The following is an 18,320-nucleotide window of genomic DNA, read 5'->3' as shown; positions in this document are numbered from 1 at the left end:
CTTACCTTGACTTTTTTTTGTAAACCAAATAATTCGAATTTTGACATTCGTTATAATCAATAAATAATTTAGATAAATCCCGCTCCTTATATCTAGCGTTTCTTATTTCCGAATCCTGAATACCTTCACATTTCAACTGGCTATAAATCTGCTTTTTAAAAGTGTTATTCTCAGTAATTTTATAGCTCCCATCCAACAAATAGGTTTTATATATCAAGGGCTCTAGCTCTCCCTCATTCATCTGATAATAAAAAGATGGTCTTTTAGGGCCATCATAGAAATAAAGGTTAGCGTCACCTTCTACTATAGCTCTTAAAAATATTTCTTGCTCTTCAAATACAGGCTCTTGATTGTAATCCAAATCCTCTAATGCTGAAGAAGAAACATCAACCTTTGCCATTCTTTTGATGTATTTTATTTGTTCTGGCACTCCAAATTCTGTAATAGTTTCCATACGTACTGACTGTATATCACTATTTTCAGAAGATTTATACTCCAAATTTGCCGGTAATTTTAAATAGGATACATCTTTAATCAGGCAATCCGTGCGGTTTCCTGATTCATTGATAAAGTATCCGGCAATAAAATGGTTCTGAGCAAATGTGGAAAAACCGAATAAAAAGGCAAACCAATAGAAGTAAGTAGATTTCATGTAAAATAGTTAGTTAAAATTTAGGCTTTGCGAAAATACATTTCTCGAAATGAAAAACCACAAAGTTTAATTTTTAAAAATGTATCTTAGATTAATTTGAAAAATCAAATTACCTTTAGCTACCTCAAAATCTATCAACTTATAAAATGAAATTTTTCTTTAAATTATCCATTCTATTTTTGTCAATACTTTTTACGCGGAATAGCATCTTGCTAGCCCAAACCAACTCAAAAACAATAATTTACCTTGATGAAAATCAAAATCAAACCAATGAATCCATATTTGTAACAAAACGCAAAAACTTTCTATACACTTCCACAACATATAAATCAGACTCTTTAGACATACATCTGTTGGTGAATGCCTATGAATTTGGAAAGTTAAATCAGCAAGAAAACAAGCAAATAAGAAACCTCATCTCAAGAGACAAGGCTCAAGAAATCAATGAGGATAAAAATATCATAATAAGCTACATGGATACCCTGAGAGGGTATAAGCCTTATTATAAAGGAAATTCAAATCAACTGGTTACATCAGAAAAAAAACACACTAATAGATTAGTAAAATTTGATAATAGGCAAGAAAAATGTAAAGAACAATTTAATGTATTTAATACAGAAGTAATATACTATTTCGGGTCAAAAGAAAACTTCAACTATAAGCCCAAACATTTTGAATGGAAACCCATACCGCAACCAATTTTTGACATCTGTTTTCAAACTCATTTTTCTAGACACATCTTATTAAAACCCAATGGAGAATATTTTATTTACCGATATATGCCAGAAAAAATATTGAAAAAGTTAATAGGTACTCCGTGGGATTCTTACTTTAATGATTTTGAAACAGCAAAAAAAACAGGCACCTATAATCGTCCCGGAATTTTCAGTAAAATTGTACCTTCTTACTACCATTCAAATAAAGAATGTTATCGGGATTCCTATTTTTAATTAACTGAAAACTAATATGACTATCAAACTCATTGCCATAGGAAAAACAGACAATAAGAACCTCCAAACTTTAATGGACGATTACCAGAAGAGATTGGGGTTTTATATCAAGTTTGAGTTTGAAATTATTCCCGATATCAAAAATTCTAAAAACCTGAGTGAGGACCAACAAAAGCAAAAGGAAGGAGAACAAATCCTTTCTAGGGTGACTAACTCAGATATTTTGGTTTTACTTGATGAAGGAGGCAAACAAATGGATTCGGTAGGGTTTTCTGAATATTTACAGAAACACATGAATTCCGGCATCAAACAATTGGTATTTGTCATAGGCGGCCCCTATGGGTTTTCACCTGAAGTATATGCCAAAAGCAATGGGAAACTGTCACTTTCAAAAATGACCTTTTCCCATCAAATGATTCGTCTATTTTTTATAGAACAATTATATCGAGGATTCACCATTTTAAGGAATGAACCCTATCATCATAGATAAATTAATGCGTTGAAAACGTATGCTTCCGTTTTTTTAATTGTTTATCCAAATCGCTAATAGTTTCTTTAACGGCCGATTCAAAGTTTTTCTCATTAGATGTAGCAAAAATTCGTGGCCCAGGTAGGCTTAATTCCATATTACAAATATGCCCTTGCTCCTTTTGGTTGTTATCCAACTTGAAAGACACATCGCATTTAATTAACCAATCGTATTTGTCAAAGATAGATCTTAATTTCTTCTCAGTATAAGCAGAAAGAGCTTCACTGGCATCCATATTAACGTATTGAATATGTACAGTCATAATTAATAGTTTTAAAATTATTACTTAATAAAAATACAACCTATTTCACAGAAATCAGCTGATGAAAATCACAATTTAATGATAAAATTCCTTTCTAGAATCAGGAATCTTTAGGTACCTCACTAAATGTCATTATCTTTACTTCAAGAAACATGTTTTTATGAAAATTGTCTTTGCTACCCATAATCTCAACAAACTAAAAGAAGTCCAAAAAATAGTACCTGAGGGCATTGAGTTACTCAGCTTGAACGATATCAATTGCTTTGAAGAAGTACCAGAAACCCAATTAACCATAAAGGGGAACGCACTTCAAAAGGCAGAATTTATTAAACAACACTATCATGTAGATTGTTTTGCTGACGATACAGGTCTTGAAGTTGATGCGCTTAATGGCGAACCTGGTGTTTTCTCTGCTAGATATGCTGGCCCACAAAGAGATTCTGAGGACAACATCCAAAAGCTATTGACAAACCTCCAGGACCAAACCAATAGAAAAGCTCAATTTAAAACAGTGATCGCCCTAAGCCTCGGAGGTGAGATGCACACCTTCACCGGAATCTGCGAAGGAGAGATCACCAAAGAAAAACATGGAGACGGCGGTTTTGGTTATGATCCTGTGTTTAAGGCTACTGGTTATTCACAAACCTTTGCTGAAATCTCTATGGAAGAAAAAAACAAAATTGGACACCGCGGAAAAGCCATCCAACAATTAGTTTCTTTCCTTAAATCATTAGAAGTCAAATAAAAGTGTATCTTTGCGCCTTAATTCCTCAGGGTGAGGATGTGTTACAAGAAGTTTTGGTTATAAGTATGTCGATTCGCTTCTAGGTAACACCTGTTAATAAATCGCATACTTATTATTAAATGAACGCATTCCAAAAACTTGGTCTTGAGGAACCTATTCTTCATGCCATCAATGACATGGGCTTTAAAACCCCAAGTGAAGTACAAGAAAAAGCCATTCCTATTTTATTATCTGAAGACAGAGACCTTGTAGCTCTAGCTCAAACAGGAACAGGTAAAACGGCAGCTTTTGGGTTTCCCATGTTACAAAAAATCAATGTTGATAGTCGTACGACCCAAGGACTTATTTTATCACCAACACGTGAATTATGTCTTCAAATCACTAACGAACTGCAACAATACGGAAAGTACTATAAGGGCCTTAACGTTACAGCTGTTTATGGTGGAGCCAGTATTACCGAGCAAGCCAAACAACTTAAACGAGGATCTCAAATTGTGGTAGCCACTCCGGGAAGAATGAAAGATATGATCAGTCGTAAAATGATTGACATTTCAAAAATTGAATATGCCGTTTTGGATGAAGCCGATGAGATGTTAAACATGGGCTTCTATGAAGATATCAATGATATTTTATCACATACGCCAATAGAAAAGAATACCTGGTTATTTTCAGCTACCATGCCTAAAGAGGTTCACGTTATTGCACAGAAATTCATGGTTAATCCACTGGAAGTAACTGTGGGTAGCAAGAACGTTGGTAGTTCTCAAGTAAGCCATGAATACTATGTAGTAAACGGACGAGATAGATATTTGGCTTTAAAAAGATTGGCCGATGCCAATCCAGATATTTTCTCTGTAGTGTTCTGTAGAACCAAAAGAGACACTCAAAAAGTAGCTGAAAAACTAATTGAAGATGGATACAATGCTGGTGCACTTCACGGGGACTTAAGTCAAAATCAACGTGACCTCGTTATGAAGGCATTCAGAAACAACCAAATCCAAATGTTGGTTGCTACCGATGTTGCTGCAAGGGGAATTGATGTTGATGATATTACCCACGTTATCAACTACCAATTACCAGATGAGATTGAAACCTACACACACAGAAGTGGTAGAACAGGTCGTGCTGGTAAAACAGGTGTTTCTATGGTTATTGTTCCTAAAAGTGAACTTAGGAAGATAAAAGCCATTGAAAAAGTCATCAAAAAAGAGTTCGTTAAAAAAGACATTCCAAGCGGAATGGAAATTTGCGAAGTTCAATTGATGTCCTTAGCTAATAAAGTGCACAACACAGAAATTAATCATGAAATTGATGGTTACTTAGATACCATCAACGATTTGTTTCAAGATACAACCAAGGAAGACTTGATTAAAAAGTTCTTCTCTGTTGAGTTTACAAGATTCTTTGAATATTATAAAGGTTCCAAAGACCTCAATTCCGAAGCAAAACATAGTTCTGAAAGAGACACCAGTAATGAACAATCCACAAGATTTTTCATCAATGTTGGAAAGAAAGATGGCTACAGCTGGACCAGTTTAAAAGATTTCTTACGTGAAATTCTTCAAATGGGACAAGATGATATCTTTAAGGTAGATGTTATGGATAGCTTCTCCTTCTTCAACACGGAATCCCATTTAGAAAAGCAGGTATTGGATTTCTTTACCGACTTTAAATACAACGGTAGATTTGTTAATGTAGAAGTCTCTGATAACAAAGGCGGCGGAGGCGGAAGAGACCGTAAAAGAGGGCGTGGTAAGAGACGTGATGGCAAAGGATTCAAATCTGAAGGAAGAGGTTTTAAATCTGATAAAGGATTTAAAAAAGGAAAAGGGGCCAAAAGCTCTGGATCATCTAGACCAAGACGTTCCAGACGTTAAACCTTTCTGTTAATTTTTAGTCAAAAATAAACAGGAAATTAACGGTTTTCTTTTAGTTTAGTATTTTTATGGCTAACTTATGATAGAATGAAACAACTCATCCTCCTAATAACTTTATGCTTTTGCTCTGTTGTTGTGTTTGCACAAGAACCTACAACGGTGCTGGGTAAAGTAATTAATGCTACTGACGGTTCCACCATGGAAAAGGTTAATATTGTAAATATCAACCAAGTGAAAGGAACAGCCACCAATGGCGAGGGGAAGTTTGAAATACAAGCCAAAGCAAACGATACGCTTTATTTTTCATATTTAGGTTTTAAATCTATCAAGGTGCGCGTTACCAATGACTGGTTGAAATATGGTGAGTCCACCATTGAAATGACAGAATTGGCCTTCGCTCTGGAAGAGGTGGTCATCAATCAGTTTAATCTGACTGGTGTCCTGGAAGTCGATATCAAACAGGTACCAATCAATAATAATTACAGGTACAGCATTTCTGGGTTGCCATCAACAGGATATGAAGCAGGTCGTTCTTCTAATGCGGTAACACGTGTTTTAGGAGCCGTATTTAATCCAGCCGATTTTCTTTATAGCGTCTTTGGGAAAGAACCCAACGAAATGAAAAAGCTAAAGAAAATGAAGCAGGATGATGAAATCAGAAACCTGTTGGCCAACCGTTTTGACAGAGAAATGTTGACAGCTCTTTTACAAGTCGATCGTGTGGATTTAGACGAAATTGTAAGACAATGTAATTATTCCAAAGGCTTTATAGAAACGGCCAACGATTTGCAAATTTTGGATGCCATCAGTCAGTGTTATGAAGAATACAAAGTTCTAAGCCGAACGAAACGTTCGGGACGTTTATAAAAAATAAAAAGGCGAAGTAATTACTTCGCCTTTTTTATGCCCTAGAATGTAAGGCTATTCGATTACCTTCACTATCTATAAATGCTGCCATATATCCATGTTCAGGGGATATTTGTGTCTTTGGTTGGTATATCTTTCCTCCTGCAGATTCGATTCGATCCAATTCTATTTGCACATCATCACTCATAAAATAAATCAACGTACCTTTTTCACTGGGAATGTAGGTGTCCTGCTTGATTAAGGTTCCTTGAGCACCTATAACTTCTCCTCGATCGGGAAACCAGCCCATTAAAAGCCCTCCAAAATCATGTACTGCAATTTCAACGTTAAAAACCGTTTCGTAAAATGTTTTGGCGCGCTCCATATCAGTTACTGGAATTTCAAACCAACCTACCATATTTCGATTCATGACATTTCGTTTAAATTAAGATACTTAAGTTACGGAATTTTTGGATGCCTCGTAACGTTTTAAAATCTCGTCAAAAGTTTTAATGGACTTTTTAGCCCAATCAAAACGCTTCTCTAATTTTTCTTGTTCAGACAATTGCCAAGGAATAGCACTTAATTTTAATTGGGTGGTAACATGTTGCAAAATAATAGCAGCCGAAACCGATATGTTTAAACTTTCAGTAAAACCTACCATAGGAATTTTTAAATAGCAATCGGCCTCATCCAAAACTTCCTGAGACAAACCTTGTTGTTCTCTTCCAAAGAAAAAGCAGGACTTTTTGGTCGCGTCAAACTCATGCAACAAACAATCATTGGTATGTGGCGTGGTTGCTACAATTTGATATCCCTGCTGTTTCATTTCTTTTAAACAGTCCTTTACTGAATGATACCTATGAATATCAACCCACTTTTGGGCACCCATCGCAATTTCCCTATCGATGCGTTTAGCATTTTGCTCCTCAATCACCTGAACATCCTGAATCCCAAATACGTCACAACTCCTTATAACCGCGCTGGTATTGTGTAATTGATAAACATCTTCCGTAGCAACTGTAAAATGTCTCGTTCGTCCTTCCAAAACCTCCAAAAAACGATCTCTTCGAGATTCGGTCATAAAGGATTCTAAATATTCAATAAGTTTTAAATCGGTCATTTTTCAAAGATAATTGAAATTCATAATTTGCAAGGACAATACGCAATAGGAATCATAATGAAACATTTGGTAGTATTAACTGGAGCTGGTATGAGTGCCGAAAGCGGCATTAAAACATTTAGAGATGCAGATGGCCTCTGGGAAGGACATGATGTTATGCAAGTGGCCTCTCCTCAAGGATTTTCACAAAATCCAGAATTGGTCCTAGACTTTTACAATCAAAGAAGAAAACAACTTCTAGAAGTTTCACCTAATGATGCCCATCTAGCTTTAGCTGCACTAGAAAATAATTTCAAAATGTCCATCATCACTCAAAATATTGATGATTTGCATGAACGTGCTGGAAGTTCAAACGTGTTGCATTTGCATGGAGAATTACTGAAAGCCAAAAGCACCAAGGATGAATCCCATATTGTTTCTTGGACCAAGGATATAAACCTAGGTGATCTTTGCCCAAATGGGTATCAAATGAGACCACATGTTGTTTGGTTTGGAGAAGCGGTTCCAATGATAGAAAAAGCGGTAGATATTTGTTTAACGGCAGACATCCTTCTGATAATAGGAACTTCCATGCAAGTCTACCCTGCTGCTAGCTTAATGCATTATGTGGCAGATGATATTCCTATTTATTTTATTGATCCCAATCCAGCCATGACATCCAATAACAAAATTACCGTAATACCTGAAAAAGCATCAACAGGCATGAAACTATTTGAAAAACTGGTAACCTCTTGATTTACCTTTTTTGAGGTTTAGGGGGCATGGTTCCAAATACTTTGTCCCAAAACGTATTAGAAACCCCATAAGCCTTGTCTGGGTATTGGAAATGGTGTAAGTTATGATGATGCCATAAATGCTTAAAACGCTTTGGTGGACGCTTTACATGTATAGCACGGTGCACAAAGGAGTACATTAAATATCCTAAAAAGAAACCTGGAAAGTATCCCCATGTTAAATTAGGAAATCCAAAAATCCAAAATAGCAGATAAAAAATACCAAACAATAAGGAAGCTAAAATCAATCCTGGAACTGGAGGCATCAATAAACGCTCTTCATCTTTAGGATATTGATGGTGTGACCCATGCATGATAAAGTGAAACCTTTTGGTCCATTTCCATTCATTATACCAATGAAACAGGTATCTATGAAGCAAATATTCGGCTAAAGTCCACGACGCAAATCCAATGGCAAATAAACCTAAAAATCCAAGTACAGAAATACCCTTCATAGCAATAGCTACATAGGCTATGGCCGCAATGGTAATTCCATAAACAATGATATTGGAAATGGGATTGGTTTTGGTCAAGCTTTCCAAAAATGGATTTTTAAAAATCTGAGCTTGTCCAGTTTGAAAATCGGTGGTGACCCTATGTGGTTTCATATAAGATGAAATTTTAAGGTGTAAAGATAAAAAAGATGCTTGATACTCAAAAGTAGAATAAGCTAAACCCCTAAAAAAAAACAGATTCTTAAAAGAAATCCGAGATATGGGATATTATGGCATTAAATCGACGAGATTTTGTATTTTACAGCAAAATTAATCCTGTATAGTATTGAATTTAAAATCCTTCTTATACACATTTGGCACATTAGCTGTTGTTATGACATGCCTGCCTTTACTACCTTTAGACGCTTGGTGGATTAGAATGTTTGATTTTCCTCATGTACAACTAACGGTTTTCACCTTAATCGCCTTGGTGTCCTTTGTTACCAAATTTAAAATAGATGATTGGAAAGAATATGTCTTTGTTGGAGCATTGATAAGTTGTTTTATTTATCAAGGCATCAAAGTATATCCTTACACACCTACAGCCTCTTTAGAAGTTCAGGACAGCTCCAAAACTCAAAAAAATCAAGTTTTAAAACTGTACACAGCCAATGTCCTTCAAAAAAACAAGCACTATGATACCATAAACCAACAGATTCACACCTTAAAACCTGATATCATCTTATTGACCGAAACCAACAAAAAATGGCGAAATGCTATAGTTTCTCAACTACCGAGTGACTATAAATACCGAAAGGAGGCTCCGTTGGACAATACATATGGTATGGTGCTTTATTCTAAATTGGAATTAAAAAATCCAGAAACCCATTTTTTGGTAAATGATAGCATCCCCTCTATGAGTAGTGAGGTAAAACTGCCTGATGGAAGTTGGATTCAATTATACACCATCCATCCTACTCCTCCCATGCCACAAGAAAATCCCATGTCAACTGATCGGGATGCTGAAATGATGATTGTGGCAGAAAAATGTAGAAATTCAAAACTACCTGTCGTCGTTTTGGGAGATTTTAATGATGTAGCATGGTCAAAAACCACCAACCTTTTCCAACGTACAGGTGAATTACTGGATTTGAGAAAAGGTCGCGGATTTTATTGTTCCTATGATGCCAATAACATGATTTTTAGATGGCCTTTGGACCATCTTTTCATTTCTGACGAATTCAGACTGAAAAAAGTCATGCTTTGCGATAAAACAGGATCTGATCATTTTCCTTTTTACACAGAGTTAACCTATGAACCCAATTTGGCACATGAACAAACTCCTGAACCTCCAACAGAATTAGAGTTAAAACAAGCTAATGATCAGATTAAACGACTTAGGAAAAAAAGACCTATCGCGAATAATTAGGTGATTCCTTAGTGATGGTCACATCATGTGGATGACTTTCATTGATTCCCGATGCCGTAATTTTCACAAAACGACCATTTTCTTTTAAGGTCTCAATATCCTTAGCACCACAATAACCCATTCCAGCTCGTAAACCACCTACAAATTGGTGAATGCTCTCAAACAACTCACCTTTATATGGCACACGACCAACAATTCCTTCTGGAACCAATTTTTTAATATCGTCTTCTACATCTTGGAAATAACGATCTTTACTTCCTTTCTCCATGGCTTCCAAAGATCCCATTCCTCGGTAAGATTTAAATTTTCTTCCTTCATAGATAATGGTCTCACCCGGAGATTCTTTTGTTCCGGCCAATAGAGAACCTAACATCACACTATCAGCACCAGCAGCAATGGCCTTTGGAATATCCCCTGTATAACGAATACCACCATCAGCAATAACTGGAACACCTGAACCTTTGATAGATGCAGCTACTTCCAATACAGCAGAAAATTGAGGGAACCCAACCCCTGCTACTACTCTAGTAGTACAAATAGAACCAGGACCTATACCCACTTTGACAGCATCAGCACCTGCTTCAACCAAATACTTGGCTGCTTCTGGAGTGGCAATGTTTCCAACGACCACATCTAATTGCGGAAATTTGGTTTTTACTTCTTTCAATACAGCAACCACACCTTTGGTATGTCCGTGAGCGGTATCAATAATAACCGCGTCTACTCCTGCATGAACCAAAGCTTCAACACGTTCAACAGCATCACCTGTAACACCTACAGCCGCTGCTACTCTCAAACGACCAAACTGATCTTTATTAGCCTTTGGTTTTTGAGTCAATTTGGTAATATCTCTAAACGTAATCAAGCCTACCAATTTGAAATCCTTATCAACAACCGGAAGTTTTTCTATTTTGTTTTCTTGTAAAATGACCTCAGCATCCATCAAAGAAGTACCTTCCCCAGCCGTCACCAAGTTTTCAGAAGTCATGACCTCAACAATGGGACGTTGGTTGTTTCTTTCAAAACGCAAATCGCGATTAGTAACAATTCCTTTTAAAACCCCTTGATCGTCAACAATAGGAATTCCTCCAATGCTATGCTCAGCCATGTTTTGTTTGGCATCAACCACCTTAGCACTTAAAGGCAATGTCACAGGGTCTATAATCATCCCACTTTCAGCACGCTTAACACGTCTTACTTTGTTGGCTTGCTGTTCAATAGTCATGTTTTTATGCAACACACCAATTCCTCCTTCCCTAGCAATAGCAATAGCCATCCTACTTTCTGTCACCGTATCCATAGCGGCAGAAACAATAGGGGTATTTAAAGTAATATTTCTTGAAAATTTAGTCTCTATACTAACTTCGCGAGGAAGAACTTCAGAATAAGCTGGAACTAAAAGGACGTCATCATAGGTTAAACCTTCACCTAGAATCTTGTTTTGATGTGCAGTCATGTTGCAATTACGTTTATAATTGCGGGCAAATTTACATATTTTTTTTCACTTTAAATCCCATGGAAATTATAAATGAACGTTAAGTTTCATATTTATTCCTCGTTAGTGTAAATTTTCTTTTTAAAATGAGGCCTTAGCGTTTCTAAGGCATATTGGTAGCGTACATCTGCATTGGTTATATCTCCTTGAAAACGAATATCTTTAGGAACCATCAATCCATAAAAGCCTTTCCCTTTTGCCATTTTTTCAATGGTATGTAAAGTCTTTTCGTCCACCTCACTATAAATGGGTCCCAACCATTGAAATTGTTCCATTTTCAACATGTCCTGATCCCAAGAGAGCGCTTCATCTCCTTTAATAACTTCTCCTTTCAGCAATTTATCGACGGGATCAAAACAAGCATTAAAGACGGTAACACTCCCCATCTCTGCATAAGTTTTTATATCCTTACTGGTAAAAATGGAATATGGAAATACCTTTATCAAAGCCAATTTTTTAGAAATATAATGAGCCATAGTAGGCCAAACAATCTCATACCCCCTTGCCACTAAAGTCTCATTGAGCCACACATAAAAATCACGACGTTGTTTGATGGTGGTATACTCCTGAGGTAATTGATGTTCTAAATTATAGAAATTCGCCTTTTCCCAAACCAGAGTGTTTTGCTTTCTATCTTTTTTCAACCAGTCTGAGGGACCTAATTCTTTCAGATTTGTAGTCTTTTGATAGGTTTTTAGACATGACCACTCCTTGGAATATATAGGGTGAGCTAAAAGAAAACAGAATAATCCTAAAATATATAGTTGCTTCATATGCCAATAAGCGAAACACTAAAATAAAGATTTAAAAGAAATCTCAAAATTTTAGGCATAAATTGGTTTCTTACCCCTCTAATATTTCTTTCCTAAATTTTTATTTGTAGGGTGGCATACCAATTTCTAGGTGCCGAAGGAATAATTCCTGGACCAGGATATCCAGTTGCTCGTCTAGTAAAATAAGCGTTATCCAATAAATTATTGATTCCTGTTTCCAACTTAAATCGGTTGTAAGTATAAGACAAGGACACATCTAAAATATCGTAACTTGGAATCTGACCTACAACCCCGCTTATATTTCCACCCACTGAATTGGTAGCATCTGTAAATTGTTCTGATAAATAAGTATATTGAATACTTGAGGATAGGTTTTTATATCCAAACTTTAAACCTGTTTTTAAATTAACATCTGGCACAAACTCTACTTTATTCCCTTCAACACCCACTGCCTCAGAAGCAATGTATTCCGAATTGATAAATGAGGTGTTGATAAAGTAATTTAACCTAAAATCATTTGTCAAACCAAATACCTGTTTTAAGTTAAAATCAAATAGCGATTCGACTCCATACATGACTGCATCACCTATATTACCACGTTCACTTTTAATTCCTTGATCTGTTTCTATTTGTTTGAATCCAATTCGTCCATTATAAAAAAGTCCAAAAACACCTAAATCATAGGAAACTATATTTTTCACATTTCCACGAATTCCCAAGTCCGAGGTAAAACCTTTTTCATCAGTAATATCTGGGTTGATTATAAAAGCAGGATTATTAATATTTATATCTGAAAAGGTTACCGATCGATAGTTTTGAGATATGTTTCCATACATCTCTAGGCTACTAGTGGGCTTATAACTGACACCTAAACCAAACAAGACAAAAGCACGATCAAAGTCTCTCTGGTCTGGGACTATTTCCTCAAAAATGACATTCCCTGCTCCATCTGTGTTAATATTCTTGTAAAAACCTTCACTTTGCGTTCTAATGTATTCAAAACGGAAACCTGGTGTTATTGATAGTTTTTCATTTAGATAAAAGATATTTTCACCAAATACCGCCACGTTCAAATTTGGTAAATCAAACTGTGATTGACTAGGGTAATTAGGGAATTCCTCTGTATAAAAATTAAAATTAGGATCCATTCCATCGCTTCCCGGCCCCTGTTGTTGATAATTATTGGCTTTATAAAACTTTCCTCCTATTAAGAAAGTAGCATCCTTTTTTAATAGTTTATATTCACTCAATAAACGGGTTTCAAAACCAAAATTTTTAAAATCCCCTTTTATTAGATCGCGTTCTTTGAAAGGGTCTACTTGATCTACTCGGTTAGTTCTAAACCCTAAAGCATTTCTTGAAGCATTTAGACCGAAAAAATTAAAGGTGAAATGCGTTTGCTCTGAAAACTTATGATCCAAATTCAAATTGTATAAGAACCAATCGACCTGGAACCAGTTTCGCTCCCGATTGCTTTGATAGGGATCCGCATTAAACATAGCATCTGTTAAGCCTCCTCCTTGTTGTGCCAAATATCTTAAGTAAGTAATTTCTCCAGAAATTTTGGTCTGTTCATTAAACTGATATCCCAAGTGAGCAAAGACATTTTTGGACTCAAACTCTGAAAAGGGTCGAAAACCATCTCCTTTTTTATAATTGAAATAACCGTAGTAACTAAACTTATCCGAGGTTCCGCTTACACTGGTGAAATTGGTGTAGAGACCAAAACTACCTAAAGTATTTCTGGTAATCAATTCCAAAGGCTTATTGGGATTGGGTTCCTTCATTTTAAAGTTAATCAACCCACCAAACTGGGTTCCGTATTGCAAAGATGCCGCCCCTCTTATAACTTGTAATTCTTGTAATCCCTCAGACGCCGGGGTATAATAACTTTCTGGATATCCCAAGACATCGGCACTAATGTCATAACCATTTTGACGAGTATTGAAATTGGCTGTTCTATTAGGGTCCAATCCCCGACCTCCAACATTTAACTGAAGTCCAGCATCATCATTTTGATAAATATTCAATCCTGCTACCTGACTGAAAATCTGACGGGCATTGTTAGAGGCCAAGTTGGCTAATGATTGATCTACCAACACGACTTCCGTCTTTTTCCCAGCATATATAGCTGTTCCTTCAACATCTTTTAAACGAGATAATTCAAATAACTTAGCTTTTCTAGCGGTTAGTTCTACTTCAGAAAGTGTGCCTCCCAAACTTTGTAAAACAACATCCACAGTTTTGTTTTCATTGACCTCCAAAACTATTTCAGTCACCTCATACTCATATGCAAAAAAAGACAAAGTGAGCCACTCTTTTTCGGTTATAAATTCATAAAATCCCTGCTCATTAGTGGTTGCCAATAAACCAGATGCCTTATCATATACTTGCACATTCCCTAAGGGCGATTGATTGCTAGAATTGGTAACAATTCCTGAAATCTTGTATTGACCACTCATAACTGTAGTGATCAATAAAGCAACCAATAAATTAAAATCCTTTAATCTCATCATTAAATGGTAAAATCCACGTTTTATGTTTAAATGATTCTTTTTCTTGATATAAATCGACTGTTTGGTCGATATACGACTGACTCAGCCTACCGTTAAGCCCCACATAACTTTCAGCGAATACTTGAACTTCTTCAACACCTTCTTGAGAATAATGGTCTCCTAGAAAATGTGCATATTCCAAAATAAAATCTGGTTGGAAGCTCATCTGCTTTTCCTGAAATGGAGTTAAAAACTGAGAGTTATCCACTGTAAAAACAGCTCCAGTTTGGGCACTCTTTATTTTGAATGTGGTATAACCCATCTTTTCCATGAGCATAACACGCCATGAAAACCGATATCCTTCCTCGGTCCAAAACAATTCTCCGGGATAGGATAAATAACGAAATGGAAATACCAATTGAATTACAAAAAAGATAACAATAATGGGCATAACAAAACCTCGGTGTTTTGGATTCAAATGCTCTTTAACTGTAATGGTTTCTATGTTTTTTTTGAACAATGCATTGATTATCCTATCAATCCCCAATATGATTTTTTTATGAAAATCAGCTTCAAAGAAAATCAAGGTGGAGACTATCATTATAAACGGGAACATTCCTATTGGAAATAAAATGCGTGTAAACACATGGAAGAAAACCACAAATCCGAAGGCTATCCATCTTGTGCGTTTATAAAGCAATAAAAAAGGAATACTTAGATCGTACAGCATGCCACCCCAACTCATAGCAAAATGAAACCATTCTTGCTGCATGATATTTTCACCCAAAATAGGCAAATCATACTTTGAAGGCAGCCAAATTTTTAACGGCATTGCCCTAAATAACCAATCCGAATTAAGTTTGGCCAAACCGGCATAGAAATAAACAATTCCCAATAAAAGTTTGATGCTATCAATAGTCCACCTGGGAATGTTTTTATAAGTTTTTTTCTTTAAATAGGCATCTATGGATGTACAGGCATTAGCTGGTAAAAATATGAGTAAAAAACTCAAAATACTTATAAAGTAATAATGGTTTAAATAGGTAGTTTTATCCATCAACTCGATATAAGTAAAACTTAAAAAAAAGGTTATAATAGCCAATCGATACTTGTATCCTAGGGCTACCAACAAGGCAGACAAACCACAAATAATAAACAACAAATAGGTAAACTCTCCTAAGGGTTTAACCCACTCAAATCCAAAATAGGTAAAGTGAAATTGTGGTTCAACATATAGTTTTTTTATCCATCCATTGTTCCAAAAACGCACAATACTTAGGACCATCATGGACCCAAATAAAATGCGAAAAACAGCCAGTGGGGCCGCCGATGTTTGTTTACCTATATATGTTCTATAACCAAACCTCATATAACAAAAAAAGATTCTCTAATATATTAGAGAATCTTCATTGCTTTATATTAAATTTTTCTAATCGCCATCTGCATCAATATAATCCACACTGATGTTTAGAGCCTGTACCATATCCAATTTTAAGAGCACTACTACTTTTTGAAGCTCATCATAAGCTTCGGTCATTTTGGAATTATCAGAATTGATTTGAGTGACAAAATTGCCGTCCAAAACTTGAATTTTACTTCTGGCTAGATTAATTTGATTATTTATTAAATCACTTAGATTTTCACCATTTTTAACGACATTCAAATAATCTAAATAGGCTTTATAACTATTGGCAATACTGCTTCCGTCATATGCCGTCCCATTGAAAAAATCTTGGGTCGCTCTTAATGCTTCCAAGGTCAACTCTTTGGATATCTCTTGATGGTAATAAGCCTCTACTTTATCAGGCAACGGCATTGTAGAAAAGACTCCGGCGGGAATTCCCACTTTGTTAGCCCTTAAACCCTTTTCGAAATAATATATAAAATCATTTGTCAGCTTGTTAACAGAACTAGTTGTTGTATTTCCCGTACTAGCATTAAAAACACCTTGGTATACCGTGGTCCAATCGTTTAGAACAGTCCCTGTTAATAGTTGCATACGATCAATCACATCAGATAAATATGCTTTGTAACCACTGGCATTGTCGTTAGTTGTATAGGTTTCTATTATGGCTGAATCATCGGCTCCTACACCGTATAAAAGATAATCAACAGCAGGAAAACCAACAGCATCGTTATTGTTGACATGACTTAAATCGTAGGTGCCATTGGCAATGTTGGTTTCTATATCGGTTACAGAAGTTGGAAATATGTTCATTTGTTCATAATACATGACTTGCTCAGCCTTTCCAATATTGAACATTTCAACATACTGCCATACTTTATAAGCATCTATCCAAGCTACCCGAAAAGCATCTAAATTTGCTTGGTTTGGAGTAGTTAAAAACTCGTCCTTAACACCAACTAGAGTATTCAATTTATCATCCAAATCTTGAAAAGCTGGAATGATAATATTACTTGACCAATTGGTTACCAAAGTGCTCCTATCAAAAGAATCCGTAGCACTTCCAGTTTCGGAATCATCCGAGCTTGAACAAGCCAACAAACTCACCAAAACAATTACAGAAAGAAAAAACTTTTTAATCATACCATATCTATTTAAATCACCTGAACAAACAAGCTAAAATGTAATTCTGAAAATGTATCCTTTTTAGTTGGCAGCTGCTTCTACTGAAAAATTGAATCGTGCCGCCACTTCTGCGGAAATGGTATCTAAAGTTTCAGAAGAAACTTCCCAAAAACCATTACCTGATGTAAGTTCAGTAACATATGCCATCACTTCTTCATGTGAAAAATAAGGAGCATCTGTATTAGGGTCTCTTGTGAATTGCAAACTATATAAAAAACCAAAACCTTCTGATAACTCGTGGAATGCCAAAGCCATATCGCCATCTGCGATTGCTCCTTTTCCACCTTGCAAATAGTGAACCGCTCTCACAGCCAACACCTTTGATAATTGGGTTCTAATAATATCTGCCTGTGTATCTCTAAGGTCATAATCCTTTGCTACCAATGCGGCTCTACCCAATGCAAAAGCATCAAAAACGGTTTGTGCAATTCCAGCAAAATCAGCATCGCTATTAACTACAGCCAAATACTCATTCAAGAAGCTATCAGCTTCCAAAACCGGACTTGCAGGATTCGCTTCAGCCCCATAAAGGTAACCGTAAGCTTCATCCCATTTATGCTCCATTGTCGTAAAGTTCTCGCCTTCCTCAACAACGCCATTGTTATTATCGGCAACGTTTGAAGCTTCATCCAATATGGCCGTACTTAAATAATTATTGGCAATTTGGTCCAACATTAATCCTCCTATCAATCCTTTGGCTACAACTTGGTTGATTTCCAAACCTTGCGCATTCACATAGCGGGTAGATCCTCCTCCTGCTTGTTGTAAGTTTCCAGCGTTACCCGCGGTTGCTGTTGTTAACCAATTAGGAAATACGTTAGTGGCTTGATCTGCAATCCATGTATCAAAATCGGCCTTTATTGTATTTGAAAGCGTGGTATTGGTTGAAAAATAATCGTAAGAAGCAGCTACTTTACTACGGATATTCTTTCCTGAAGCATTTAAATCGGCATCAGAAAAATTACTTTCTCCTTCTACATGAGCAAACATACCATCCAAATCTGCTTCTGTTTTAGAAGGATCGACCAAAGCCGATTTCAATTCGGTAGCCATTGCAATCCGGGTCGTTTGCCCTCCAAAATAAACGGTAGACTCACCATTTCTTGTGAATTCGTAGGTTGTAGGTGTTTGTAATTGGTTGTCTTCAATAACGAATTGGTCATCATCACTGGAACAAGATGTGATTAATCCTGTTATTATTGCAGCTCGAAATAAAATTTGCTTCATGTTTATTTAGACTTATTTCAAATAGTTGTTAATTTCAAGTGCAAAATTACAAGACAATCTTAAAGTACCAAAAACTATTTAGATTAAATTAAAATTAAATTCTCTAAATATTATTTTTCT

Annotated in this window: 18 protein-coding genes; 7 read left to right on the top strand and 11 right to left on the bottom strand. The window is 36.0% G+C overall.

Annotated features, from left to right (window positions below; genetic code table 11):
• Position 1 precedes the first annotated feature (1 nt).
• Positions 2 to 652: a hypothetical protein gene (locus ZA07_RS14900; protein WP_053972550.1), complete on the bottom strand. Its 651-nt coding sequence runs from the start codon at positions 650 to 652 to the stop codon at positions 2 to 4.
• Positions 653 to 798: 146 nt separating this feature from the next.
• Here ZA07_RS14900 and ZA07_RS14895 point away from each other — a divergent pair, with 146 nt between their 5' ends.
• Entirely contained in the window at positions 799 to 1,602 is an 804-nt protein-coding gene (locus ZA07_RS14895; protein ID WP_157492164.1) for a hypothetical protein, read from the top strand.
• Between the two features lie 16 nt (positions 1,603 to 1,618).
• Complete coding sequence (gene rlmH / locus ZA07_RS14890; RefSeq protein WP_053972548.1) at positions 1,619 to 2,092, top strand: 23S rRNA (pseudouridine(1915)-N(3))-methyltransferase RlmH; 474 nt, start codon at positions 1,619 to 1,621, stop codon at positions 2,090 to 2,092.
• A gap of 1 nt (position 2,093) precedes the next feature.
• Here rlmH and hpf read toward each other — a convergent pair whose 3' ends face one another.
• Positions 2,094 to 2,393, bottom strand: a complete 300-nt coding sequence (gene hpf, locus ZA07_RS14885; protein ID WP_053972547.1) for a ribosome hibernation-promoting factor, HPF/YfiA family — start codon at positions 2,391 to 2,393, stop codon at positions 2,094 to 2,096.
• A 160-nt stretch (positions 2,394 to 2,553) separates the two neighbouring features.
• Here hpf and ZA07_RS14880 point away from each other — a divergent pair, with 160 nt between their 5' ends.
• From ZA07_RS14880 to ZA07_RS14870, 3 genes are all read left to right on the top strand, one after another.
• Positions 2,554 to 3,138 carry a non-canonical purine NTP diphosphatase gene (locus ZA07_RS14880; RefSeq protein ID WP_053972546.1) on the top strand — a complete coding sequence of 195 codons (585 nt, stop codon included), beginning with the start codon at positions 2,554 to 2,556 and terminating at the stop codon, positions 3,136 to 3,138.
• A gap of 119 nt (positions 3,139 to 3,257) precedes the next feature.
• Entirely contained in the window at positions 3,258 to 5,015 is a 1,758-nt protein-coding gene (locus ZA07_RS14875; RefSeq protein ID WP_053972545.1) for a DEAD/DEAH box helicase, read from the top strand.
• Positions 5,016 to 5,102: 87 nt separating this feature from the next.
• Complete coding sequence (locus tag ZA07_RS14870) at positions 5,103 to 5,882, top strand: carboxypeptidase-like regulatory domain-containing protein (RefSeq protein ID WP_053972544.1); 780 nt, start codon at positions 5,103 to 5,105, stop codon at positions 5,880 to 5,882.
• Between the two features lie 34 nt (positions 5,883 to 5,916).
• Here the strand turns inward: ZA07_RS14870 and ZA07_RS14865 are convergent, their stop codons facing one another.
• Positions 5,917 to 6,291 carry a VOC family protein gene (locus tag ZA07_RS14865; RefSeq protein WP_053972543.1) on the bottom strand — a complete coding sequence of 125 codons (375 nt, stop codon included), beginning with the start codon at positions 6,289 to 6,291 and terminating at the stop codon, positions 5,917 to 5,919.
• 24 nt (positions 6,292 to 6,315) lie between these two features.
• Positions 6,316 to 6,984: an RNA methyltransferase gene (locus ZA07_RS14860; RefSeq protein ID WP_053972542.1), complete on the bottom strand. Its 669-nt coding sequence runs from the start codon at positions 6,982 to 6,984 to the stop codon at positions 6,316 to 6,318.
• A 57-nt stretch (positions 6,985 to 7,041) separates the two neighbouring features.
• Between ZA07_RS14860 and ZA07_RS14855 the strand changes: the two genes are divergently transcribed.
• Positions 7,042 to 7,719 carry an NAD-dependent deacylase gene (locus ZA07_RS14855; RefSeq protein ID WP_053972541.1) on the top strand — a complete coding sequence of 226 codons (678 nt, stop codon included), beginning with the start codon at positions 7,042 to 7,044 and terminating at the stop codon, positions 7,717 to 7,719.
• Between the two features lies 1 nt (position 7,720).
• Here the strand turns inward: ZA07_RS14855 and ZA07_RS14850 are convergent, their stop codons facing one another.
• Positions 7,721 to 8,365 (bottom strand): sterol desaturase family protein, encoded by a 645-nt coding sequence (locus ZA07_RS14850; RefSeq protein ID WP_053972540.1) that lies wholly within the window; start codon positions 8,363 to 8,365, stop codon positions 7,721 to 7,723.
• A gap of 172 nt (positions 8,366 to 8,537) precedes the next feature.
• On the opposite strand from ZA07_RS14850, the gene ZA07_RS14845 reads away from it, so the two are divergent.
• Positions 8,538 to 9,620 carry an endonuclease/exonuclease/phosphatase family protein gene (locus ZA07_RS14845; protein ID WP_053972539.1) on the top strand — a complete coding sequence of 361 codons (1,083 nt, stop codon included), beginning with the start codon at positions 8,538 to 8,540 and terminating at the stop codon, positions 9,618 to 9,620.
• Here the strand turns inward: ZA07_RS14845 and guaB are convergent.
• The 6 genes from guaB to ZA07_RS14815 all read right to left on the bottom strand — a co-directional run bounded on the left by guaB (position 9,604) and on the right by ZA07_RS14815 (position 18,200).
• Positions 9,604 to 11,076, bottom strand: a complete 1,473-nt coding sequence (gene guaB, locus ZA07_RS14840; protein ID WP_053972538.1) for an IMP dehydrogenase — start codon at positions 11,074 to 11,076, stop codon at positions 9,604 to 9,606. The genes ZA07_RS14845 and guaB overlap by 17 nt on opposite strands.
• 92 nt (positions 11,077 to 11,168) lie before the next feature.
• On the bottom strand, positions 11,169 to 11,888 hold the full coding sequence (locus ZA07_RS14835) for a hypothetical protein (protein WP_053972537.1): 720 nt from the start codon (positions 11,886 to 11,888) through the stop codon (positions 11,169 to 11,171).
• 92 nt (positions 11,889 to 11,980) lie between these two features.
• Positions 11,981 to 14,401, bottom strand: coding sequence for a TonB-dependent receptor domain-containing protein (locus ZA07_RS14830; RefSeq protein ID WP_053972536.1), 2,421 nt, complete (start codon positions 14,399 to 14,401; stop codon positions 11,981 to 11,983).
• Positions 14,382 to 15,752, bottom strand: coding sequence for an HTTM domain-containing protein (locus ZA07_RS14825; RefSeq protein ID WP_053972535.1), 1,371 nt, complete (start codon positions 15,750 to 15,752; stop codon positions 14,382 to 14,384). Before ZA07_RS14825 ends, ZA07_RS14830 begins: the two co-directional genes overlap by 20 nt.
• A 60-nt stretch (positions 15,753 to 15,812) precedes the next feature.
• Positions 15,813 to 16,931, bottom strand: a complete 1,119-nt coding sequence (locus tag ZA07_RS14820) for an imelysin family protein (protein ID WP_053972534.1) — start codon at positions 16,929 to 16,931, stop codon at positions 15,813 to 15,815.
• 63 nt (positions 16,932 to 16,994) lie between these two features.
• Entirely contained in the window at positions 16,995 to 18,200 is a 1,206-nt protein-coding gene (locus ZA07_RS14815; RefSeq protein WP_053972533.1) for a DUF4856 domain-containing protein, read from the bottom strand.
• Between the last annotated feature and the right edge of the window lie 120 nt (positions 18,201 to 18,320).

It is taken from the genome of Mangrovimonas sp. ST2L15 (assembly GCF_001280515.1).
Classification (GTDB): Bacteria; Bacteroidota; Bacteroidia; order Flavobacteriales; family Flavobacteriaceae; genus Mangrovimonas; species Mangrovimonas futianensis.
This window is presented reverse-complemented; position numbering and strand designations above follow the sequence as displayed.